Origin of the sequence: Proteiniborus sp. DW1, from assembly GCF_900095305.1 — a bacterium.
GTDB lineage: Bacteria > Bacillota > Clostridia > Tissierellales > Proteiniboraceae > Proteiniborus.
On sequence record NZ_FMDO01000054.1, the window covers coordinates 1 to 24,218 of the forward strand.

The 24,218-nt window shown below is 33.5% G+C and carries 20 protein-coding genes; 2 read left to right on the forward strand and 18 right to left on the reverse strand.

Annotated elements, in window-relative coordinates:
- The first annotated feature begins 117 nt into the window (after nucleotides 1-117).
- On the forward strand, nucleotides 118-762 hold the full coding sequence (locus DW1_RS12980; protein WP_074351120.1) for a cell wall hydrolase: 645 nt from the start codon (nucleotides 118-120) through the stop codon (nucleotides 760-762).
- Between the two features lie 366 nt (nucleotides 763-1,128).
- Here the strand turns inward: DW1_RS12980 and DW1_RS12985 are convergent, their stop codons facing one another.
- The 16 genes from DW1_RS12985 to DW1_RS13060 form a co-directional block, all read right to left on the reverse strand.
- The gene (locus DW1_RS12985; protein WP_074351122.1) at nucleotides 1,129-1,437 is read right to left on the reverse strand and encodes a nucleotidyltransferase family protein; all 309 of its coding nucleotides are present in this window, start codon (nucleotides 1,435-1,437) and stop codon (nucleotides 1,129-1,131) included.
- Between the two features lie 54 nt (nucleotides 1,438-1,491).
- Nucleotides 1,492-1,806, reverse strand: a complete 315-nt coding sequence (locus DW1_RS12990) for a HEPN domain-containing protein (protein WP_200800530.1) — start codon at nucleotides 1,804-1,806, stop codon at nucleotides 1,492-1,494.
- Nucleotides 1,807-2,036: 230 nt separating this feature from the next.
- Entirely contained in the window at nucleotides 2,037-5,615 is a 3,579-nt protein-coding gene (locus tag DW1_RS12995) for a molybdopterin-dependent oxidoreductase (RefSeq protein ID WP_074351124.1), read from the reverse strand.
- 15 nt (nucleotides 5,616-5,630) lie between these two features.
- Nucleotides 5,631-7,385, reverse strand: a complete 1,755-nt coding sequence (locus DW1_RS13000; RefSeq protein WP_074351126.1) for an NADH-quinone oxidoreductase subunit NuoF — start codon at nucleotides 7,383-7,385, stop codon at nucleotides 5,631-5,633.
- 2 nt (nucleotides 7,386-7,387) lie between these two features.
- A complete protein-coding gene (nuoE, locus tag DW1_RS13005) occupies nucleotides 7,388-7,906 on the reverse strand; it encodes an NADH-quinone oxidoreductase subunit NuoE (protein WP_074351127.1) in 519 nt (172 codons plus the stop codon).
- Between the two features lie 623 nt (nucleotides 7,907-8,529).
- Nucleotides 8,530-9,480 carry an acetyl-CoA carboxylase carboxyltransferase subunit alpha gene (locus DW1_RS13010; RefSeq protein WP_074351129.1) on the reverse strand — a complete coding sequence of 317 codons (951 nt, stop codon included), beginning with the start codon at nucleotides 9,478-9,480 and terminating at the stop codon, nucleotides 8,530-8,532.
- On the reverse strand, nucleotides 9,470-10,297 hold the full coding sequence (gene accD, locus DW1_RS13015; protein WP_074351131.1) for an acetyl-CoA carboxylase, carboxyltransferase subunit beta: 828 nt from the start codon (nucleotides 10,295-10,297) through the stop codon (nucleotides 9,470-9,472). Before accD ends, DW1_RS13010 begins: the two co-directional genes overlap by 11 nt.
- A gap of 18 nt (nucleotides 10,298-10,315) precedes the next feature.
- Complete coding sequence (locus DW1_RS13020) at nucleotides 10,316-11,668, reverse strand: acetyl-CoA carboxylase biotin carboxylase subunit (protein WP_074351133.1); 1,353 nt, start codon at nucleotides 11,666-11,668, stop codon at nucleotides 10,316-10,318.
- 1 nt (nucleotide 11,669) lies between these two features.
- Nucleotides 11,670-12,161, reverse strand: coding sequence for an acetyl-CoA carboxylase biotin carboxyl carrier protein (accB, locus tag DW1_RS13025; RefSeq protein ID WP_074351135.1), 492 nt, complete (start codon nucleotides 12,159-12,161; stop codon nucleotides 11,670-11,672).
- Between the two features lie 191 nt (nucleotides 12,162-12,352).
- The gene (locus DW1_RS13030) at nucleotides 12,353-13,036 is read right to left on the reverse strand and encodes a copper homeostasis protein CutC (protein WP_074351137.1); all 684 of its coding nucleotides are present in this window, start codon (nucleotides 13,034-13,036) and stop codon (nucleotides 12,353-12,355) included.
- Between the two features lie 63 nt (nucleotides 13,037-13,099).
- Nucleotides 13,100-14,020 carry a N(4)-(beta-N-acetylglucosaminyl)-L-asparaginase gene (locus DW1_RS13035; protein WP_074351139.1) on the reverse strand — a complete coding sequence of 307 codons (921 nt, stop codon included), beginning with the start codon at nucleotides 14,018-14,020 and terminating at the stop codon, nucleotides 13,100-13,102.
- A 217-nt stretch (nucleotides 14,021-14,237) separates the two neighbouring features.
- Nucleotides 14,238-15,494, reverse strand: a complete 1,257-nt coding sequence (locus DW1_RS13040) for a uracil-xanthine permease family protein (RefSeq protein WP_074351141.1) — start codon at nucleotides 15,492-15,494, stop codon at nucleotides 14,238-14,240.
- Nucleotides 15,495-15,778: 284 nt separating this feature from the next.
- Nucleotides 15,779-17,110 carry a magnesium transporter gene (gene mgtE, locus DW1_RS13045; protein WP_074351143.1) on the reverse strand — a complete coding sequence of 444 codons (1,332 nt, stop codon included), beginning with the start codon at nucleotides 17,108-17,110 and terminating at the stop codon, nucleotides 15,779-15,781.
- Between the two features lie 138 nt (nucleotides 17,111-17,248).
- On the reverse strand, nucleotides 17,249-18,109 hold the full coding sequence (locus tag DW1_RS13050) for a metallophosphoesterase (RefSeq protein WP_200800531.1): 861 nt from the start codon (nucleotides 18,107-18,109) through the stop codon (nucleotides 17,249-17,251).
- Nucleotides 18,110-18,241: 132 nt separating this feature from the next.
- Complete coding sequence (locus DW1_RS13055; protein ID WP_074351145.1) at nucleotides 18,242-19,429, reverse strand: anaerobic nitric oxide reductase flavorubredoxin; 1,188 nt, start codon at nucleotides 19,427-19,429, stop codon at nucleotides 18,242-18,244.
- A gap of 224 nt (nucleotides 19,430-19,653) precedes the next feature.
- Nucleotides 19,654-20,898 carry an HlyC/CorC family transporter gene (locus tag DW1_RS13060; protein WP_074351146.1) on the reverse strand — a complete coding sequence of 415 codons (1,245 nt, stop codon included), beginning with the start codon at nucleotides 20,896-20,898 and terminating at the stop codon, nucleotides 19,654-19,656.
- Nucleotides 20,899-21,093: 195 nt separating this feature from the next.
- Between DW1_RS13060 and DW1_RS13065 the strand changes: the two genes are divergently transcribed.
- Nucleotides 21,094-22,167, forward strand: a complete 1,074-nt coding sequence (locus DW1_RS13065) for an AI-2E family transporter (protein ID WP_074351148.1) — start codon at nucleotides 21,094-21,096, stop codon at nucleotides 22,165-22,167.
- 6 nt (nucleotides 22,168-22,173) lie between these two features.
- Here the strand turns inward: DW1_RS13065 and nagZ are convergent, their stop codons facing one another.
- Both nagZ and DW1_RS13075 read right to left on the reverse strand, forming a co-directional pair.
- Nucleotides 22,174-23,430 (reverse strand): beta-N-acetylhexosaminidase, encoded by a 1,257-nt coding sequence (nagZ, locus tag DW1_RS13070; protein WP_074351150.1) that lies wholly within the window; start codon nucleotides 23,428-23,430, stop codon nucleotides 22,174-22,176.
- A 53-nt stretch (nucleotides 23,431-23,483) separates the two neighbouring features.
- The gene (locus DW1_RS13075; RefSeq protein ID WP_074351152.1) at nucleotides 23,484-24,185 is read right to left on the reverse strand and encodes a TraX family protein; all 702 of its coding nucleotides are present in this window, start codon (nucleotides 24,183-24,185) and stop codon (nucleotides 23,484-23,486) included.
- Nucleotides 24,186-24,218: the final 33 nt, after the last annotated feature.

The window sequence follows — 24,218 nt, forward strand, 5'->3', positions numbered from 1 at the left end:
AATGAATAAATAAAAGGGGGTTTTTTCTATGTTTAAAAAAGTATTTGTATTTTGTTTAGTACTTGTCTTAGCAATAACAGGACTTTCCGTTCCTAGTTTTGCATGGGAGGGAGATGATTGGCTTCAAGCTTACTGGAGTGGACTCAAGACGAATGGGGGTACGGCAGGGAACAATATGTAACATTTAGTGAGTATAAAAGTTATGGTCAATCTATATCGGTAACTAAAACAAACGATGGAAGTTTATATCCTGAAGCAAAAAATTTGGATGATGTTGATTTAATTGCAAGAGTTATTTTTGCTGAAATCGTAAATGTTCCTCCACGTGAAGATAATGCCTTTGCTGTTGCACAAGTAATAAGAAATAGAATGGGTACATCTAAAACCGCTAGGTCAACAGTTACTGAAAAATACCAGTTTTCTTCAATTTCAGATGGTAATCCTTATTTTGCGAATCCATCAAAATATAATGATCCACTGCTATGGGCTCATTGCGTTTTTTTAGCTGGCTGTCTGGTAAATAGAGACTCTATTCCTCTTGAGTATTATAGTGGCAATCCTGGTGGAGAACATACTAATGTAGGAACAAGAATACATTTCTATGATATTCAATACGGTATGCCCTTTTATGATGTAAATAAAGTAGCATGTACTAATTCTAATGTGACTACAAAAGCTTACTATTATAAGACCGGTACCACTTATAATAAAATATTAACATCACCAACTAAAATAGGTAGTCACGTTTATTTTAAATATTAAAAATCTTTCAAATAACTCTAGTAGTATAGGCAAGTGAGGCTATTCTTGCTTGCCTATTTTTGTTCCCATAACCTTAAAACAAAGATTAAGAAATATAAAAAAAGCAATTAGTTTTTGAATGATTTGAGATAAAAATGCAATAACTGAAAATTTAAAAAATTCAGGTATAGAATTTAAACCAACCTAATACACATCCATCCTTTTGTTAAATCAATTCTTTTTCTTTAGGAATTTCAATAAATTGATTTCTTAGATTATTTGTATTTGCTTTTTCTATGAATAGCTCTCCATCTGATACTGTTTGTAGTCTTGCTTCTTTGTCTTTAAAGTTGAAATCTTATATTTAAGCACATTGCTTCCCTTTTCTTATCTTGAAAATAATATCTGTCCGTAACTTAATATATGATTTAAAAAACCACTTCTATCGCTGTTCTTTTCTATTAATATTGGCTCTATATTAGAATCAATATTTCTTCTGATTTTATAGAGTCGTGCTTCTTTTTCTAAAAAACTTCCTTTTACCTCATCAACTATTATTGCTATATCAATATCACTATTTTCATTATTAGTACCCTTTGCATACGATCCATATAAAACAATTTTTTCCGGATTATATTCAGGTATTACAGATTCTACGAATCTGTTGATTCTTTCGGAAATTTCTCTGTTATCCATTTATATAACACCTCCGTACGTTCTAATATATCCGTACAACGATCCTCATTAAGCTCATTCATAAGCTTCTCTTTGTGACTTGGGATACCTAGCCCCTATATTTAGGGGCTCCAGAATATCAATTAAGTCCTTTATCTCTTCTGGTATATCGTCATAGAATTCACCACTTTGTGCTAACCTCATTAGGCTATGAATAAATGGAGGATTTTCAGATTTAAGCAATACGTAATAGGCTTTAAAAGCTTTTTCTATAGTTTGATGCAACATAAATCCGACATATAAATATCTCTTTGTTCTAAGCATCGCTATAGCTGTTTGATAATCATATTCAGCCATTTCAAGCCAATAAGTGTAATTATTATATTCCATTTAAATACACTCCCAGTTCTTTGTATATTTACCTATATTATGTACTATATTATGGCTTGTTTACACTACTTTTCGAATTTAATTATTGAACAACCTTCTTCAAAAACAGATATTTACCTATTAAAAGTAAAAATTACTGATTTTATAGTTTTTTATATCCTATATATCTTGTAATAATAAAAAGGTTAGTTAAAGCAGCATTTACATACCTTAACCAACCTTATTTATGACTATATTAACTCTTTCTCCTTAAGAAACTCAATAAACTGATTTCTTAAATTGTTTGTATTAGCTTTTTCTACAAATAGCTCTCCATCTGACACTACTTGTAATCTTGCCTTTTTGTCTTCGAAGTTGAAGCCTTCTGTGTATAGTACATTGCTTCCATTTACTGGCCAGAAGGTTGTGCTGTTATCACAGATATTAGCTTTGAAGTAATTCTTTCTTACTGTAGTTAACTCTGCAAATATATCTTTTGCGCTAGTGTAGTCTAGGTTAGTTCCAAGTACTCTTGCAAGCTCTACTATTACCTTCCAGTTTTCATATCCACTCATTGGGATAATAGCTTTGTTTATTCTCTGAATTCTTCTCTCTGAGCTTGTAAATGTTCCTTCAGATTCTGCAAAGCTTACTGCTGGAATGACTACATCTGCCATCTTAGCTGTTTCTGTAAGGTGAGTATCTTGTACCATTAGGAAGTCTAGTTTCTTTAAGTCTACCTGTGGTATATCTTCGCCAAATACTAGTAATCCTTTTATTGCTCCATTTTCTATAGCTTTAGCTACTTCATTTGAATCCTTATCTATCCCCATATCTACTAAGCCTTGGCTGTTGTTGTTTAGCTTAAGCTGTATAATTCCGTTTCTTGGGCTGCCTATATGTCCAGAGATAACAGCTATGTTTGCAAGTATCTTCGCTCCAGCTGAGCTTAGGGTATTTTGCTCAAATACTATCATAGCTTTCTTAGATTTTCCATATAGTTCAGCTATTTCTACTGCTACTTCGCTTGGAGTTATACCTTCTAAGTCCGCTTTTAGCTCTTCAAATCCTATTGCTTTACTTTCTGATGGTGCGAAACCCTTGTCTATAAGGGCTTTTGCTATTTCCTTTAAGAATTTCACATTATTTTCTGGGCTGTATTTTCTATATGACCATTCATCAGCCTGTGAGTCAAATGGATTTACTACTAATAGCTTAGCTCCATTTTCAGTAGCCTTCTTAATCTTAAGTCCTACTATTGTATGATGCTTCATGATGTCTGAGCCAACTAGTAGAATTGTCTCTGTCCCTAATAGCTCATCAAATGTATTTGGTGATGCATCATATCCTAGTATGTCTTTGATTCCATGACTAACTCTATTAAAGCTTGTAATATTATTTGTTTTTAGTACTTCTTTACCAAACTTAGAAGCTAAATATACTTCTTCGTTTGTATATCTATCTGAAACCGAAACTGCTAGTGAATCATTTCCATGTAGCATGGCTACGCTTTGAGCTTTTTTAGCTGTATATAGGAATGCTTCTTCCCATGATACTTCCTCTAGCTTACCATCCTTTTTAACCATTGGCTTAGTAAGTCTAGCGCCTTTTTGTGCTATATCAAATCCAAAGCGTCCTTTAACGCATAGTAGTCCATCATCTACTTTACTTTCTCTTGTAGGTACAGCTCTAGTTAGCATGTCTCCTTTTGTATTTAGGTTGATATTACAACCAACACTACATTGAGAACATACTGTATGTGTCACCTTTGCATCAACAGGTACTGATTTATCTATTCCTAATCTCTCACCAAGAGCACCTGTAGGACATACGCTTATACATTGTCCGCATGAGATACAGCCTGTTTTATTTAAAGGCAAGTCAAGAGCTGGCTTTACTATAGTATCAAAACCTCTATTTACTAGGCCTAAAGCTGTAACTCCCATTACTTCTTCACAAACTCTAACACAAAGTCCACAAAGTATACACTTATCAGGATTTCTCATTATGAATGGATGAGTGTCTTCCTCTTGACGTTTGTGAACTTCTCCACTTAGTCTTTCAGGCTCTACATCATATTCATTTGCATAGTGTATTAATTTACATTCAAATATATCATGACAGCCACATTCTAGACATCTCATTGCATCTCTCTTAGCAGCTTCTTCGTCAAAGCCTAGGTTTACTTCATTGAAGTTATCTCTTCTTTCAACTGGTGAAAGATGTGGCATAGGTGATCTATATTGTTTTTCTCGGTCTTTAAAATCTTCAGAAGTTAAGTCCTTTCTTTCCACATAATATGGTTTTCTATAAGAAACTACTTCTCCCTCTAGATAGCTTGATATTACACCTGCTGCTCTTTTAGCTTCCCCTATAGCTGCTATGGCTATACTTGGCCCTTGATTTGTAGCATCTCCACCTGCAAATACTCCAGGTAAGTTTGTTAGGTATGAATTTTCATCTGCAGCTATGGTACCTCTCTTAGTTAATTCGATTCCTTCAAGACCAGTAGGATCTACATATTGTCCTATGGCACCAATGACAGTATCTACTTCTAAGATTTCCTCTTCTCCTTCAATTGGAACAGGTCTTCTTCTTCCACTGCTATCTGGCTCGCCTAGCTCCATTTTTTGAAGTCTAATAGCTTTTACTCTGCCATTTTCTCCTATGATTTCTATAGGGCTTACTAGGAACTTAAATACTACTCCTTCTTCTTCAGCCTCTTTGATTTCGATTTCTTCTGCTGGCATCTCTTCCTTAGTTCTACGGTATATGTTGTAAACTTCATTTGCCCCTAGTCTAACTGCTGTTCTACAAGCATCCATTGCTGTATTTCCTCCACCTACTACAGCAACCCTCTCTCCTAATAGAACAGGCTCATTTGTTACAACCTTAGCTAGGAAGTCTATACCACCTATTGAGCCCTCTAATTCTTCTCCAGGACAGTTCATCTTAGTACTTTTCCAAGCTCCTATAGATACAAATACTGCATCATTGTTTTCTCTAATATGGTCGAGAGTTATATCCTTGCCTACTTTTATATTTGTAAGCATCTTAACTCCCATTTGTTCTATAAGCTGAATCTCTTTGTCTAGTATTTCCTTAGGTAGTCTATATTGAGGTATTCCGTATCTAAGCATACCACCAAGCTTTGGCATAGCTTCGTATATAGTCACATCATGACCATCTGCAGCTAGATAATAGGCAGCTGTTAGCCCTCCTGGACCTCCACCTATAACTCCAACCTTTTTACCTGTTTTAGGCTTCATATCAGGCATATATGATTCTTTATCATTTAAATCTATATCAGCAACAAAGGATTTTAGATTAGCTATTGATATAGGCTCCTCTACTAATTGTCTTCTACAAGCATCTTCACATGGATGTGGACATACTCTTCCTATACTAGCTGGTAATGGAAGCTGTTCTTTAATTAATTTTAAGGCTTCCTTATATTCTCCATTTGCTATAAGTCCTACATATCCCTGACAATCAGTATTGCCTGGGCAAGCTAACATACATGGTGCCTTACAATCTCCTACGTGGTCAGATAGTAGAAGTTCTAATGCAATTTTTCTAGAGGCTTTAACCTTTTCGGTATGTGTTAAAACAACCATTCCGTTTGAAGCCTCTGTGGCACAAGCTCTTAAAAGTTTTGGAACTCCTTCAACCTCAACTACGCATAATCCACAGGCTCCATAAGTTTTTGTTCTCTCATCGTGACATAAGGTAGGTATTTCAATGTCATTTGCTCTTGCAATGTCAAGTACTGTTTGACCTTTATATCCAATTACTTCTTTTCCATTTATATTAAGTCTTATTTCTGACATTTGTTTGCCCCCCTCCTATTCTATTTCAACTGCACCAAAACGGCAGACTTCTTTACATTTACCGCATTTAATGCATGTTTCACTATTGATTTTATGTGGTTTCTTGACTTCACCATCTATTGCTCCTACAGGGCAATTTCTCTTACATAATCCGCAACCTATACACTTGTCCTCTAGAATAGAGAAACTTATAAGGTTCTTACATTGTTTAGCTGGACACTTTTTGTCGTAAATATGCTTTTCATACTCTTCTCTAAAATATCTTATTGTACTGAGCACGGGATTTGGCGCAGTTTGTCCAAGTCCACATAAAGAACCAGCTTTTATTTGCTCTCCTAAGTCCACAAGTAGCTCTATATCTCCGTCTTTCCCTTCGCCTTCACATATTCTGGTCAATATTTCAAGCATTCTCTTTGTACCTATCCTACAGTGGATGCATTTACCACAGGACTCTTTACGAGTAAAGTCCAGGAAGAATCTTGCCATATCAACCATACATGTAGTTTCATCCATTACAACCATACCACCAGAACCCATTATAGCTCCTGTTTTATTTATTGAATCATAGTCAACTGGAGTATCTAACAAGTACTCAGGAATACATCCGCCTGATGGTCCTCCCATTTGAACAGCTTTGATTGTCTTATTATCCTTGATACCGCCACCAATTCCAAATATTATATCTCTGATTGGAGTGCCCATAGGAACTTCAACAAGTCCGCCCTTGTTTATCTTTCCTGTTAAGGCAAATACCTTTGTTCCTTTACTTTTTTCTGCTCCTATTGCTGCAAAAGCTTCTCCTCCATTTGCTAGTATCCAAGGTACATTGGCATATGTTTCAACATTATTTATATTAGTTGGCTTATCCCAATAGCCTTTTTGTGCTGGGAAAGGTGGTTTTAGCCTTGGCATTCCTCTTTCACCTTCTAGTGATGCAATAAGGGCTGTTTCCTCACCACAAACAAATGCTCCTGCTCCAGCCTTTATTCTTAAATGGAAGCTAAATTTATTAAGTCCAAGAATATTATCTCCTAGGAATCCTCTTTTTTCTGCCTCATCTATGGCTTCTTGAAGTCTTATAATAGCTAAAGGATACTCTGCTCTTACATAAACAACTCCTTCATTTGCACCTATGGCATAGCCACCTATAATCATACCTTCAATTAGACTATGTGGGTCACCTTCAAGTATACTTCTGTCCATAAATGCACCTGGATCTCCCTCATCAGCATTACATACTATATATTTTGGAGTATCCTTACTTTGAAGTGCTGCATTCCACTTAAACCATGTTGGGAAGCCTGCTCCTCCTCTTCCCCTAAGCCCAGATATTTTAACTTCTTCTATTATTTTCTCTGGGTCCAATTCCTTTAAGCATCTTTCTAATCCCTTGTATCCACCATTTGCTATATACTCATCTATGCATTCTGGGTTTATAATACCACAGTTTCTAAGTGCCATTCTCTTTTGAATATCTATACCATTTTTATCTTCATCACTTATTTTATACTCAGCAACTACTTGCCCATTTTTTATATGTTTTTCAATTATCTCGGAAGCCATTTCTGGTGTTACCTTAACATAAGTAGTTTTATTGCCTTCATCATCTATAACATCTACTATAGGCTCAAGATAACATGTACCTATACATCCTGTTAGTGTAAGCTCAGCATCTAAACCTAAGCTATTAAGTCCGCTTTCTAGTGCAGTATAGACTTTATTAGCTCCTGCTGCTATACCACAACTACCCTGTCCAACAACTATTTTCATGTCTAGGCCTCCTTACTCTCTTTATTTTTGATTTCTCTCAATATTTCCTTAGTCTTCTGTGGAGTTAATTTTCCATATGTCTCTCCATTAATCATCATTACTGGAGATAAACTGCAACATCCAAGGCATGCCACATTATTGAATGTGAAAAGGTTATCCTCTGTGGTTTGACCTTCAAGTATTCCAAGTTCTTCATAAATAGCCTCTTCTATGGCCTTGGACCCATTAACATGGCAAGCTGTTCCTTGACATAGCATAATTAAATACTTGCCTACAGGATCTAACCTAAACTGAGTATAAAATGTAACTACTCCATGAACCTTTGCTGGTTTTACACCTGTTTCCTTTGCTATGTAATCAAGTACTTCAACAGGTAGATAACCATAGATATCCTGTGCTTTCTGCAATATGCTAATTAGACTCCCTCTTGTTCCCTTGTACTTATTAAGTATGGGGGTTAGCTTGTCCAGGTCAAAAGTAGAGGTACTACATGTTTTGTTATTGTCTTTACAGCACTGCATATTTTACACTCCTCTCAGAAATACTTCTATATTATTTATGTTGATAAAGTTTTATTAAAGTTTAGAGAAAACTTTACTTATCTTTGTAAAACTCTTTGCAAAATATGGTTGAATCTTACTATGTTTTTTGAATATTTAAGAGATTTTTAATAGCTTTATTACTTTTTAAAATCTAACCTAAACACATTATATGATATCATGATTCACCTCTTTAGTAAAGAAACGCACAAAAAATTCTATATATTTCAATGTCGACTTTGTTACATGATTAACTATTTTTGTTGAAATTTAGCCACTTTTTAAAAAATAAATCTTGTTATTTTTGTTAATTTTTTGTCATCTCTTTGTTGGTTTATGTCGATTTATTAACAATCACGACATAATTTATGTTTTCTTTTATCTTATTTTTGTGTAAAATCCTGTTATTATCTCATATAATTTTATTTCTCTGTCATTATCTTTGTGTTGTGTCTAACAACCATATATAAAGAAACTAATGCAAAAAAAGAGATTCTTCGATTACGTTCAGAATTACAGTTTGTAAAACATGTAGTTTTGAAAACGCAGGCCCAAAGAATCTCTTCAATTATCTATTTTTAAACTATATATTGTGCAGCAACCTATTATTCCCATGCCCCAATTTTTCTAAATTTATTATATCTTTTCTCTAATAGTTCCTTTGTATCTAATTTCATAAGAACTGAAAACTCATCTAACAAATATTTTCTAATGCTATCCACCACAAACTCAACATCTTTATGCGCTCCTCCAAGGGGCTCTCTTATTATATAATCCACAATATTCAGTCTTAGCAAATCCTGAGAAGTTAACTTCATAATATCTGCAGCTTTCTGTGCAAGAGTAGTATCCTTCCATAATATGCTTGAAAGACCTTCTGGTGATATAACTGAATATATTGAGTTTTCTAGCATACATACTCTATCTCCAACACCAAGGGCCAAGGCTCCCCCACTTCCCCCTTCACCTATAACTATAGCTATAATAGGAACTTTTAACCTACTCATTTCTATAAGATTTAAGGCTATGGCTTCTCCCTGACCTCTTTCCTCTGCTCCTAACCCACAGTAGGCTCCTGGAGTATCTATAAAGGTTATAATAGGTCTCTTGAACTTTCCTGCCTGCTTCATAAGCCTTAATGCTTTTCTATAACCTTCAGGGTGAGACATGCCAAAATTTCTTTTTATGTTTTCTTTTGTATCTTTTCCCTTTTGATGACCAATTACTGTTACAGGAATATCATTTAGTTTTCCTATACCTCCTATTATTGCACTATCATCTCCATAGTATCTATCTCCATGAAGCTCTACAAAATTTGATATCAAGCCCTTTATATAATCCATAGTAGTAGGTCTTTCTTGTAATCTAGCTATTTTTACCTTATGCCATGGAGAGAGGCTTTCATAATTCTCTTTTTTTATTTTTTCAAGCTTTTTTGTTAATATATCTATTTCATGAGATAGGTTTACATCATACTCCTGAGAAAATTTCTTTAATTCTATAATTTTATTTTCAAGCTCTATAATTGGCCTTTCAAAGTCTAGATTATCGTTCATCAATCTCACCACCTGATGAATGAATATTTAAAATCTGATATAATGTAGCCTTCATATCTTTTCTAGGAACGATTTTATCTATAAAACCTTTTTCTAATAAAAACTCTGCTCTTTGAAAGCCTTCTGGTAGCTTTTGCTTAATAGTTTGTTCAATAACCCTAGGGCCAGCAAATGCAATTAATGCCTCAGGCTCAGCAATGATTATATCTCCTAACATTGCAAAGCTAGCAGTTACTCCTCCTGTTGTGGGATTTGTTAAGACAGAAATATATAGTAGCCCTTCATCTGATAATCTTCCTAGGGCAGCTGAAGTTTTAACCATTTGCATAAGAGATAGTATGCCTTCCTGCATCCTTGCACCTCCAGATGCAGAAACTATAATAACTGGTAATCTCTTTTCAATTGCCTTTTCTATGGCTCTCGTAATCTTTTCTCCAACTACAGATCCCATGCTTCCCATCATGAAGTTAGGATCCATAACACATATCACACAGTCTTCATCCATTATTTTTCCTTCACCAGTAATAACAGCTTCTTTTTCTCCTGTCTTTTTTATTGCCGTATTTACTTTTTCATTATATTCAGGAAAATCTAGTGGATTAACTGTTTTCATGTATATATCATATTCTATAAATGTATTATTATCTATAAGCTCATTTATTCTCTCTCTTGCACTAACTCTAACCTGTTTACTTTGCCTATTAGTATCTATGTTATTCTTTAAATCCTCTAATTTATAAAGTGCTTTTTCATTATTATCATTCTTGTATAGTGTTATAGTTGCATATTTCTTTTTTTGAAAGAGATCTTTAATCACTGACATCTCTCCTCTCTGCTATGACTCATCATTAAATATTTCTCTTTCTATAAACGAAGTATCTATTTTATTAGCTATAAATCTTTTATTATTTATTATTTTCTTTTGAAACTCAATATTTGTCTCTATTCCTGTAATTGTCATTTCGTCTAAGGCTCTTCTCATTCTGCTAATGGCCTCATCTCTGTCCTTTCCCCATACAATTAATTTTCCTATCATGGAATCATAAGTAGGGGGAATTGGATAGCCACTATAGACATGACTATCCAACCTAACACAGTATCCTCCAGGTGGAAAGAATCCTTCTATCTGACCTGGAGAGGGTCTGAAATTTGCTTTAGGATCTTCTGCATTTATTCTACATTCAATTGCATGCCCATTTATATTAATTTGATCCTGAGTAATATCTAGCCTTTCTCCATATCCTATTTTTATCTGCTCCTTTATCAGGTCTACTCCAGTAATAAGCTCCGTCACAGGATGCTCCACCTGTATTCTTGTGTTCATCTCTAGAAAGTAAAAGTTATTGTATTTGTCTAATAAAAATTCTATGGTTCCTGCGTTTTCGTAGTTTACAGCTTTAGCAGCTTTTATTGCTGCTTCTCCCATCTTGTTTCTTAAGTCATAGTCCATTACCACACATGGGGCCTCTTCTAGTACCTTTTGATTTCTTCTTTGAAGGGAACAGTCTCTTTCCCCAAGATGAACTACATTACCATAAGAGTCTCCTAGAATTTGAAATTCAATATGCCTAGGCTCTTCAATGAATTTTTCTACATACATAGCATCATCATTAAAGGCAGCTAAAGCCTCTGATTTTGCCATGTTAAATTTGTCTACAAACACATCCTCATTTTGAACAAGTCTCATTCCTCTTCCACCACCACCGCTGGCGGCCTTAACCATAACTGGAAACCCTATTTCCTTAGCTATAAATAATGCTTCCAGTGGGTCGTTTGTAGCACTTTCTGAGCCTGGAACTACAGGCACCCCTGCATCTATCATGGTCTTTCTGGCTTGAGATTTGTTCCCCATTTTTTCTATATGCTCTTTTCTAGGACCAATGAATTTAATACCATTAGCTTCACAGGCGTCTACTAGGTCTGGATTTTCTGAAAGAAACCCATATCCAGGATGTATGGCTTCAGATTTTGTAACTAGTGCTGCACTTATAATATTATCTATATTTAAATAGCTTTTCTTTGATGGTGCAGGTCCTATACATATTGCCTCATCTGCCATATGAACATGGACAGAATCTTTATCTATTTCAGAATATATTGCCACAGTCCTTATGCCCATTTCTTTACATGTTCTAATAATTCTAACTGCAATCTCACCTCTATTGGCAATGAGTATTTTTCTAAACATATTAGGACCTCCTTATCCTTATTAAAGGCTGTCCATACTCTACTATATCTTCATTGTTTACTAATATCTCAATAATTTCTCCTGAAGTTTCGCATTCTATTTCATTCATTATTTTCATAGCTTCAATAATGCATAAAGTTTGACCTTGCTCCACTTTGTCTCCAACCTTTACAAAGGGCTCTGATTCAGGGCTAGGACTGCTATAAAAAGTGCCTACAATAGGAGATTTTACGTTGTAGATGCTATCATCTTGATTAAAACTCTTACCATTTTCTTTATTGTCAGAGCTGTCGCTCTTTAACTCCATAGAATTTTCTAAGTCACTATTTTTTTCTATGCTAGCCATATCCTTATTGTCTTTACTTATCTTTTTGCTAACTCTTCCTTCACCTTTTGTTATCATGATTCTTATGTCGCTTTTTTCTATTTCAACCTTTTCTATATTTGTCTTGTCTATAGCTACAATCAAGTCTTTGATATCTTTTATATCCACCAGTATCCCACTCCTTATTTTAATATCGGCTATTAGTACCTAGTACTATTATTTAATATTATAACATAATCTTAGTATGTAATGCAATTATTAAACTATAAAATCATTTAGCGAAAATCTTCTACTTAGTATCAGATAAACAGAAAATAAAAAACCTCTTATATATAAGAGGCTCTTTATAATCCATTATATTAATCTCTCATTTTCATTATCTGAACCAATTCTTTTGTTTTTTCTAAGGAGATTTCTCCAAATGGAGACTTGTTCTCTCTTACTGCCGTTCCAAAATGATAGTCTCTTGCATTGGTTTTTTCCATAATAACCGCTATGTTTTGAAGGTTAAGCCCTCCCCCTAGAATTATATTTATATGGCTTGCACTTGATATCATCTTCTTAATAACTTCAATATTATTCTCTATATTCCCTTTCCCTCCTGCTGTAAGTACATTTGTGATTTGAGGGTATTTTGATAATATTTTTATTCCCCTTGGAGGATCAGCCAGCTCATCTATAGCTTTATGAAAAGTTACATCTAACCCATTGCATACTGAAAGCAGCTCTGATAGATGTTCTTCACAGATTTCATTGTTTTCATTTAACACTCCTAGTACTACTCCATTTGCTTTTAAAGATTTAGCCACTAGAATGTCTTCCTTCATTAACTGTATTTCTTCATATGTATAGATAAAAGATTTTGCATGTGGTCTTATCATTACATTGACTGGTATCTTTACTGATTGGACTACATTTTTAATTAATGCGTAGCTTGGAGTAAGTCCTCCCTCTGTTAATGCGCTTACTAATTCAATTCTACTAGCTCCTGATTTTTCAATTCTTATCGCATCCTCGATAGTAGTTGCTATTATCTCCAGCATTTGTATTCCCCCAAATATCTAAATTGTATGCAGAATAAGAAAATCTCATATACTGAATTCTATTTATTTGTCCTTTGCCTGTACCTTATATTGTTGATAAATAGTTGTATTTCCAGACTTGTTAGCTATATATAGCTTTGGACCTTCCTTATGAGTAGCTACCGCAAACGTAAACTCAACATTTGTACCCACTCCCCACTCACCTTCTCTGTTCATACAGACTATTGAGATGGCACCTGCCTTGCCTCTTCTCTTCTCTAGTACTTGACTAAATTCATACACCACTTTTTCTGCTGCCTTCTGTGGATGTAATCCCTCTTTCATTAGCCTAACAACTTCATATGACATACAGCCCTTCATTATATCTTCTCCAAGACCAGTAGCTACTGCTCCTCCTATTTCACTGTCTCCATAGAAGCCTGAGCCTGGAATTGGAGAATCCCCTACCCTTCCTCTTCTTTTCATAAACAATCCGCTAGTAGAAGTACCCGTTACTAAGTTTTTGCTTTTATCAATACATACCATTCCAACAGTATCATGTCCATCATAAGGGCTTAGATTTTTATCTTTCATTTCTATTTTTCTTTTTTCCCAGGCTTTTTTTGCTTCATCTGTAAGCATATCTTTTCTTTCAAATCCTTTTTCCTGAGCATATTCCTCTGCTCCAGTGCCTACTAAAAAAATATTGAACCTTTCTTTACTAAGGCTTCTGGCAATGGATATAGGGTTTTTAAAGTTTTTAATCCCACATACTGCTCCTACAGAAAGAGTACTACCATCCATAAAAGCTGCGTCTAATTCAACCTCACATTTTTCGTTTGGCAATCCTCCATATCCTACTGATGTGTAAAGTGGGTTATCCTCTACAATTTTAATTGCCTCCTCTATAGAATCAGCTGAACTTAATCCTTTTTGAAGCATAAGGGAGGCTTGGCTTACCCCTTCATAAGCCATCTCCCAGGTTGCAATGATTCCCCAGCTCATAAATATCAACTCCTTATCATTTCATTAACATTATTTATTATCTAATATCATTATCTCCCTAAAGCTGTATCTTGTCCATAAGTAGATTAGCAAACTCTATTTCTGCAAGTCTCCTATGTAGTAGCTACGAAATCCTTCTATGTGAGATAGGGTCCTTCTCTTGCCTCCAGCATAGCAAAAAAGGACTCTTTAGAAGCCCTCTTTTGTATTCTATATATTATTTTCTATTTAAAATTAAGTTTAAAACTATACCTACTATTGCTGCAAAGCTTAGTCCTGATATTTTAACTGCTTCACTTACAGGTATTCCTATAGTTATTCCAAATTTCTTCTCTATAATTCCACTTCCAAGACCTAAGATTAATATTACTGACATAACTATTATGTTCTTTACATTGAACTCTACTTTGCTGTTTTTTATGGTCTTAACCCCTATTATAGAAATCATGCTAAAGAGCATTAAGCTAATGCCACCCATTACTGCTGCTGGTATAGAAGTCAATAATGCGCCTACCTTTGATACTAAACCTAAGCCTATGGCAAAGACTGCTGCTAATCTCAGTATTGAAGGATCATAGTTCTTAGTTAAAGCAAGTACTCCTGTATTTTCCCCATAAGTTGTATTTGCAGGTCCCCCAATAAATGCTGCAACCATTGTTGCTAATCCGTCTCCTAAAAGCGTTCTATTTAAGCCTGGGTCTTCGATGAAGTTTTTCCCTACTACTTGTCCGTTAGTAGTTATATCTCCTAAGTGCTCCATAAATACTGCTAATACTACTGGTGCAATTATTGCTATGGCACCTAAATCAAATTTAGGGAAGCTAAATTCAGGCAGTGCTACTAATGAAGCCTCTTTTACTACATCTACATTAACTATTCCGAGCCTTAAAGATACTAGATATCCTGTGATTACCCCAATTAATATAGCAAGCTGTTTAATAAAGCCTTTGCCTTTAAAGTTGATTAGTAGCGCTACTCCTAGTGTTATACCAGCTACTAACATGTTTTCTCCTGCCATTCCAAATGCAGTTGGTATTAAGTTTAATCCTATTACCATTATCATAGGCCCTACTACTTGTGGTGAAAGAACTTTTTGAATTTTCTCTACTCCAATCTTTTTGATTAAAAGAGACATTATAACATAAATCAATCCTGCTACTACCATTCCACCTTGGGCATACGCCAAATCACCATTATATAATTCTTTAACTGTTAGTATCAATGGAATAAATGCAAAGGATGAGCCTAGAAAGGCAGGTACCTTTCCTTTAGTACATAGATGGAATATTAATGTACCTACTCCAGCTGTAAACAATGCTACGGATGGGCTAAAGCCTGTTAGTATTGGAACTAGTACTGTAGCACCAAACATTGCAATTAAGTGCTGCATGGCTAATATAACCTTTTTTGAATTTGCTAGTAAGTTATCTGATAATCTTGTTTGTTCCTTGTTTTTCATCACATTTTCAACCATTTTAAGAAACCTCCTCTTATATTATTAGGAGAGTTTTCTCTCCTTTTCAGCCTCTCAGTGCTGATTTAAAGGCATGCTATGATTGCAATTAATCGGGTTAGGTCATAAAAAAAACTTCTTGCGAGGCGCAAGAAGTTATATGCATATAAAATATATACTTATCCCTATCACAATCTTGCCAGCCTCTCTGGACTGAGTTAAAGATTCTATATTATCTTTTGTTCTTAATTATTCTACCAGCTACTTAAAACATATGCAACAAGAATATAAAGGATTAAAAGGAACTAAATTCCTAACAAAGCGGTAGCAGCAGTAAAATATATTAAAAGTGCAAAAGCATCTACTATTGTTGTGATCAATGGACTAGCCATAATTGCAGGATCCATCTTAAGTTTTTTAGCTAATATAGGCAATACTCCCCCTACTACCTTCGCAATAACTACAGTAAAGAATAAGCTTATGCAAATAGCTAATGATATATAAAAGTCTGTTTTTTCAAGCAAGAAAATTCTTAGGAAATTAACAATTGCTAATGTTATACCTACAACAATACTTACTCGCAATTCCTTCCATATAACCTTTAGTATATCCTTTGCCTTAATCTCACCTAGAGCTAATCCACGTATAACAAGAGTAGATGATTGTGAACCAGCATTCCCCCCTGTATCCATTAGCATGGGTATAAATGCCGCCAATACTACTACTGATTGGAGTACGTCTTCAAATTTTTTTATAATATTTCCAGTAAAGGTGGCTGAAATCATAAGAACTAAAAGCCACATAACTCTATGTTTAGCTAAAGAAAACACACTTGTTTTGAGATACTCCTCTTCAGATGGTACCATAGCAGCCATCTTTTGAAAGTCTTCTGTGTTTTCCTGCTCTATAATATCTACTATATCATCAATTGTAATGATACCTACGAGTCTGTTTTCATTGTCTACTACAGGCATAGAGGTAAAATCATATTTTCTAAATGTATCTGCTACATCCTCTTGATCTTCAAGAGTATGCACATATATTACATTTTCGTCCATTATATCGTTTATTATGGTATCATCATCATTTAAAATCAATTGTCTTATGGATATAACACCTTCAAGTCTCCTGTTTTTATCCATAACATAACAGGTGTTTATAGTCTCTTTATCTATACCTGTTTTTCTAATATGCTCCAAAGCTTCTTTGACGGTCATTTTCTTTTTTAGGTCTACGTACTCTATAGTCATAATACTTCCAGCAGAGTTTTCAGGATATTTTAAAAACTGATTTATCAATGCTCTTGTATTTTCATCTGTATTTTTAAGGACTTTTTTTACTACATTTGCAGGAAGTTCTTCTAAGAAGTCAATTGTATCGTCTAAAAATAGTTCATTTATAATATTCTTTATCTCTTTATCAGTTATAGATTCAATAATATACCTCTGTTTCTCATATGACAAATAGGAAAACACATCAGCTGATATATCTTTTGGCAAGATTCTAAATATAATAAGCATCTTTTCCTGATTTGTCTCATCTAGGAGCTGTGCTATATCCACTACATTCATGTCAATTAGTTCGTTTCTAGCTTGCATGAGTTTATTTTCTCTAATTAGTTCTAAAACCTTTTCCATGTTTTGTTCCTCCTTCTTTTACGGTAGAGGAAACAGTCACAGCGATAAAATGGTGAATTCCTCTACCTTATTATTCAATTTTCTTGCAAAACTATTCCCGTACGGATCAGAATCCACCGCTTATCACCTCTTTGTACATTATTTTACATAAAGCTCTGCAATTATTATTTCTGGTCTATTGAAAATGCGCTGGGGTATTATACTATTTCCTAATCCTCTGCTTATTATCATAGTAGTATTCTCCATATTATGAATGCCAGATGTGTACTTAGGAAAAAAGCCTTGATTAGGAACTACTAACCCTCCTAAAAAAGGAATCCTAAATTGGCCTCCATGTGCATGACCACTAAATACTAAATCAAAGCCATAAGCTGCATAAGCCTCTATTTTTTCAGGTCTATGAGATAGCAATATTTTAAAGCTATTTTCATCTAGGTCATTTTGGACTTCTTGCAAATATTTATCTATTACAATAGGCTCCCTATATCTTATTCCAGTATAAGGATCATCGACACCTGCAATAATAATACTTTGACCTTCTATATCTATCTCTTCCCAGCTATTTCTTAGGACTCCAACACCAGCATTTATAAGTTGCTTTTCTAGAGAATTAAATTTACCTGAACGCAATTCATGATTACCAGTTACATAATACACAGGAGCAATTTCAACTGCTTCATTTATAAATTGCATTGCTATATATTCATTATACCGCCTACTATCTATTAAGTCACCTGTAATTATTATAATATCTGGTTTCTCGTCTTTTATTTGTTTTATTAAATACTGTTGTTCTTTTCCAAAAGACTTGTTATGCAAATCTGATATGTGTACAATCCTAAATCCTTCAAAATTCTTTGGAAGTCCTTGAAAACTAACCTTTAGTCTAGTTTTTGAAATCCAGTTATTCTGTAGATAAAAAAATATTATAAGACCTATAATAATTACTAATATTATAGTAATTAACTTAATACTTATATTAATTTTGCTTATGAGCATAGGTATCTCTCCTTAGTTTGAAAACAAGCATCAAGTTCTTAAGTAGTTGGTACACATGTTATGATACCATAATGGAATGACAAAAGACTAGAGAAACATTCAAAAAAATTTAGGTGCCCATCGGGCACCCTTTTAAAGCATTGAAGCAAATTCTTTTCCAAATTCTCTAGCCTTTGTTTTTGCCTCTTCATTAGGATTCCATTGAGCTCTTATTCCGTCATTTACTACTTCAAAACCAGCTTTTTTAAGCTCTTCCGTTATTATTTTTACACTTTCTCCACCCCAACCATAGCATCCAAAGGCTGCAGCTTTTTTATTTTTAAATGAAAGGCCTTTTATCATCTCTAATATACCTGCTGCACCATGTAATATTCCTTTGTTGATAGTTGGACTACCTACTAGAATTGCCTTTGACTTAAACACTTCTGTTAATATATCATTCTTATCTGATCTTGATATGTTATACAACTTCACTGTAACCTTATCATCCACTGATTTTATTCCTTCTGCAATGGCCTCTCCAAGTCTTCTAGTTCCTTCCCACATAGTGTCATATAGCAAAGTTATTTGGTTTTCCTGATAATTATTAGCCCACTCTATGTATTTTTCTATTATCTGCGTAGGGTTATCCCTCCATATGATACCATGACTTGTACATATCATGTTTACAGGTAGATTAAAGCTTAATACCTCTTCTATCTTTTTCTTAACTAAAGGACTAAATGGAGTTAATATATTCCCATAATATTTAATTGCTTCATTATATAGCTCATTTTGGTCCGCTAAATCATTGAATAAGTGCTCACTTGCATAGTGTTGCCCAAAAGCATCATTACTAAATAATATATTTTCTCCTGTCATATAGGTAAACATACTGTCAGGCCAGTGAAGCATTCTCGCCTCAACAAAAATTAACTTGCTTTCACCTAAATCTAACTCATCCCCTGTTTTTACCTCAACAAAATTCCAATCCTGATGATAATGACCTTTGAGAGATTTTACTCCATTAGAAGTACAATAAATAGGTGTATCGGGTATTTCCTTCATAAGTTCTAAGAGTGCACCACTATGGTCTATCTCACCGTGGTTAATTACTATGTAGTCAATTTCTTTTAAGTCAATTTCTTTTTTTAGGTTTGCAACAAATTCCTTAGCATACGGAAGCCAAACTGTGTCAATAAGAACATTCTTTTTATCACGTATTAAGTATGCATTATAGGATGAACCTTTATGAGTTGATAATTCCTCTCCGTGAAAAGTTCTAAGCTCCCAGTCAATTTTCCCTATCCATGTTACCTTATCAGTAATTTTGCGCCCCATAACATACCTCCCAATTTTTTTGTTTTGCAAAAATATAGGTTAAAACCATAGAGCATTGAAGTACTATATATAGTCTGTATCTAAATAATTAATTATATTCTAGTTCTAAGCCTGTTATATTAATCTCTCATTTTATACCCAATTATATGAAATTAAAACTAATCAGGTTAGGTCATAAAAAACTCTAGAAAGAATATCCTTTCTAGAGTTTATAGATCTATTTGTTATGTTAGTATTCTCAATTTTTCTATTCTATTTTTGTTTACGGTTTCCGCAATAAACTTTACATTTTCGTATTCTACAGCTTCTCCAGCCTCTGGTAGTCTTCCGAGGACTCCCATTACAAATCCCCCTATAGAATCAAAATCTTCTGATTCTATACTTGTCCCTATCATTTCATTTACTTCTTCTATTCTAATACTACCATAGACTAGGTATTCGTCTTCTTTTATTACTTGGATTTCATCAATTTGCTTATCGTATTCATCTTCTATATCGCCAACAATTTCTTCAATTAAATCTTCTATAGTAACAAGTCCTTCAGTTCCACCATATTCATCTAATACAATTGCCATATGAACTCTATTTGTTCTCATTTCTTCAAATAGTTCTGTGGTTGGCTTAAACTCATAAGTAAAATAAGGTTCTCTCATGTATTTTCTAAGGTCAAATTCGTCTTTACTATCTTCTAAAAATAGTAAATCTTTAACATACAAGATCCCAATCATGTTATCTGTCGTATTTTCATATACCGGAATCCTAGAAAATTGCTCCTGTTTAAATATATTTAAAACATCCCAATAGGATGAATCAACTTCTACTGCAACCATGTCTGTTCTAGTGGTCATGACATCTCTAACTTGAGAGTCCTTAAACTCAAACACATTATAAATCATATCTCTTTCTTCGCCTTCTAAAAGCCCCTCTTCATGCCCCACACTAACTATGGTTCTTAATTCTTCTTCTGTAATGAAAGGTTGATTCCCTTCTACTTTCCCACCTAATAATCTTATTATAAGATTTGTTAAACGAGTTAAAAATACTACTATTGGATTAAGTATTATTGTTATAGCATAAACAAATTTAGCTAACCTTAATGAGAATTTTTCAGAATTTTGAGCTGCCATTGATTTCGGAGTAATTTCTGCAAATATGAGCACTAGTAGTGTCATCACTCCCGTTGCAATACCTACTCCCTTGTTTCCATAGACATCAATAGCTATGGATGTAGCTAAAGCTGATGCTCCTATATTAACTACATTGTTCCCAATCAATATAGCGCTTAATAGCTTGTTAGGATTCTTAACTAACTTTTCAATAGTAATAGCTCCTTTAACATTGTCTTCAACCATTTTTCTAATTCTGATTTTACTTAAAGTCATTAATGCTGTTTCTGAAGCAGAAAAAACTGCAGACAGCATTAAGCAAATAACTAGAAGAATAGTCTTCCACATGGCCTCAGGATCCAAATCAAATCACACTCCTAAATTATATATATTTAATTAAATACTATTATACTGTATAATTGATGTAATTTCTATAAGAAAATAGTGTTTTAAAAATTATTTTAAAATTCAAAAGATAGTTTTACAACCTAACTTTTTCCCTTTATAATAAATACTAATAAAGAAAATTAGAATAAAATAAGGAGTAGAAAAAATAAAATGGATAGTAAAAAATATTTTTATCCCTTAGTCAATATTAGCTTAACATTAGTAATAATACTTCTTTTTTCTAAATTAAGCAGATTCTTTTCACCACTATTTCATGCTTTAAAAATATTTGTAACACCAATTATTATAGCGGTTTTTCTATACTATGTATTGAGACCTATAATTAGAAGATTAGAAAAAATAAAAATAAATAAGGGTTTTCTAGTTCTAGCAGTGATTTTGACCTTTCTTTTTTTATTGACTGTTTTAATTGTTAATGGCGGCTCAGTACTTAAAGAACAATTTGAAAATTCTCTTTTAGCAAGTATTGATAAAAATTTTGATCTAAAAAAATTCTTAAACGATAAAATAAGTATATTACCTGACGATATTGACATAACTAATAAGCTAATAAGTGGAGTTCAAGGACTACTTTCAAAAATAAGCACTAATATATCAGGAGTATTCTCTCAAATCGGTGACATAGGAACTCAAATTATTCTTGTTCCATTTGTGTTATTTTACTTATTAAAAGATGATAGAATTTTTTCAAAAAAATTCTCATCATTTTTGCCAAAACCATACAAAAAACATATTGTATCTACTTTATCTGATTTAGATGAAATACTTTCTATTTATATTTCTGGTCAAATTATAGTAACTCTTATTATTGGCTCTCTTATGTTTATTGGATACCTGATAATAGGGTTACCAAATGCTTTGTTAATGGGACTATTTGCTATGGTGACCTCAGTTATTCCTTTTATAGGTCCTTTCTTAGGAATACTACCAGCACTATTTATAGGGCTAACTATACATTGGACTATGCTATTAAAAATAATAATCGTAGCAGTTTTAGTCCAACAAATAGAAGGGAACCTTATAACGCCTAATATCATGAAAAGCAAGCTCAATATCCATCCTTTATTAGTAATGCTTATAGTCATTGCCAGTGTAAATCTTTTTGGAATATTAGGAGCTTTTATTGGAGTACCACTTTACCTTATATTAACTACAATAGCTAAAGCACTCTATAGTATATCTAAGGAAAAAAGGGCAAATGTAAGTAAAAAGGCTAGTCTTTAGTATTGACTAGCTTTTTTCCATTATCTTATGGATTTTATTATTAATTTCTTCAATATTAATTGCATCTATTTTATCATCAGTTAAGTTGTACTTTTCCTTAAGTTTTAATATTCTATATACACTTTCATTTAATCTTTCCTCTGATATGGTTTCATTTATCAGTGCTTCTTTTATGGAGTTTATTACTACTAGACTATTTTCAAAGCCATGTGCTACTAAAACAATATCACATCCAGCATCTATTGCTTTTATGGCTGCATCTCCAACTTCATAATTTTCTACTATGGCTCCCATTGTCATATCGTCTGATACAACTACTCCTTCAAACCCTAAGTCCTTCCTTAATAAATCAGTAATAATGACTTTCGATAAGGATGAAGGGTAATCAGGGTCTATTTTATTCAATAGAATATGGGCAACCATAACTGCGTCTGCATCATTTTCTATTGCCTTCTTAAATGGAACCAGTTCAAAATCTTTAAGTCTTTCTAAATCGTGGTCTATAGTAGGTAGTCCTATGTGAGAATCTACGGACGTATCTCCATGACCCGGAAAGTGCTTTACAACTGAAATAACGCCTTTAGATTGTATGCCTTTCATGGTCTGTATTCCCAAATCACTTACAGTTTCCAAATCTGAGCCAAATGCTCTATCTCCTATTACTGGATTTTTAGGATTGCTATTTATATCTAAAACAGGAGCAAAATTCATATTAAATCCAAACATTTTAAGTTCTTCTCCTAATGTAGCTCCAATACTATAGGAAAGCTCTTTATCATTTAATTGGCCTATTTCCTCGCTCGTAGGGAGTTTTCTAATTTCCTTTGGCATTCTACTAACTCTCCCACCTTCCTCATCTACTGAAATAAAGATAGGTATTCTATTTTTAGAGTTAGTTTCCTTTATGGAGTTAATCAGAGCCAAAAGCTGTTCAGAGTTTTCTACATTCTTGCCAAATATGATAACTCCTCCAACAAGATGCTCCTCAATCATTTTTCTTGAGTTCTCATCTAAATTATAGCCTTCAAGTCCAACTAATATCATTTGGCCAATCTTTTCCTCAATAGACATTTCCTCAATTTGCTCCTTTATTGGATCAATCTCATCAGCTGGAGTATTCCCTTCTTCTTTATCATAAATACTTTCAGAATTAGGCAACCCATCTTCTACTGAGTTTTTCCCTTCATCTAACCTAGAACATCCTAATAATAAAATTAAAATCAGTGAAAAAGCTATGTATATGTAAATTTTGTTTTTTTTCATAATCATTCATCCTTTATAGTTTTGCTAGACACAAGATATTCTAACTATTATTCTCATTTTCTTAGAAAATAACCTACTATATATAGTATCCAAATATGTGATGGATAAAAACCATAAAAGAAATATTTTAAGCTTCTTCCCTTTTCACCATTATATAATAGTATAAAAGGAAGAGAAAATACCATCATCCACTGATAATTTATTAAAAATAGATTTTCATAAGAAAAATCTCCAAGGATAAATATGCTGGATAATGCTATATATGATATAGAAAGAAGTAACTTATTGTCCCTGAAAAAATAGAATATAAGAGCCATTCCTATGCCCAAAAAAGAAGCCTCTGTAAATAAGGCTAAAAATCCAATTCCTATGGCATAAATAGTTAGCTTACTTTTAACTTTTCTATCCTCAGCATTTTTTATAAGATCAATCATATATAAAAGAGCAAAGCAAGTACCCAGTGAAAAAAATATATTATTAGGAATGCTCTTTTCATATGGAAGTATTAGCTCTAAGAGCCACGAACCACCAAACATAATAAATCCCCAAGTAAATAGCCTTTTCATATAATTCCATCTATTACTTGTATGTATAAATCCTTCAACAAGCATAAAAAAGAAAATTGGTGCAACGATTCTACCTAAGTAGCGAAACCAAATAGGAGTATCAGGTATAAATTGCCCTATATGATCCAATAGCATTAATATGGTCATAATCATCTTAAGTTGAAACCCATTAAATATTTTAATTTTCATAAGTCACCTCTAATGTTTTATTCTAAAAATATA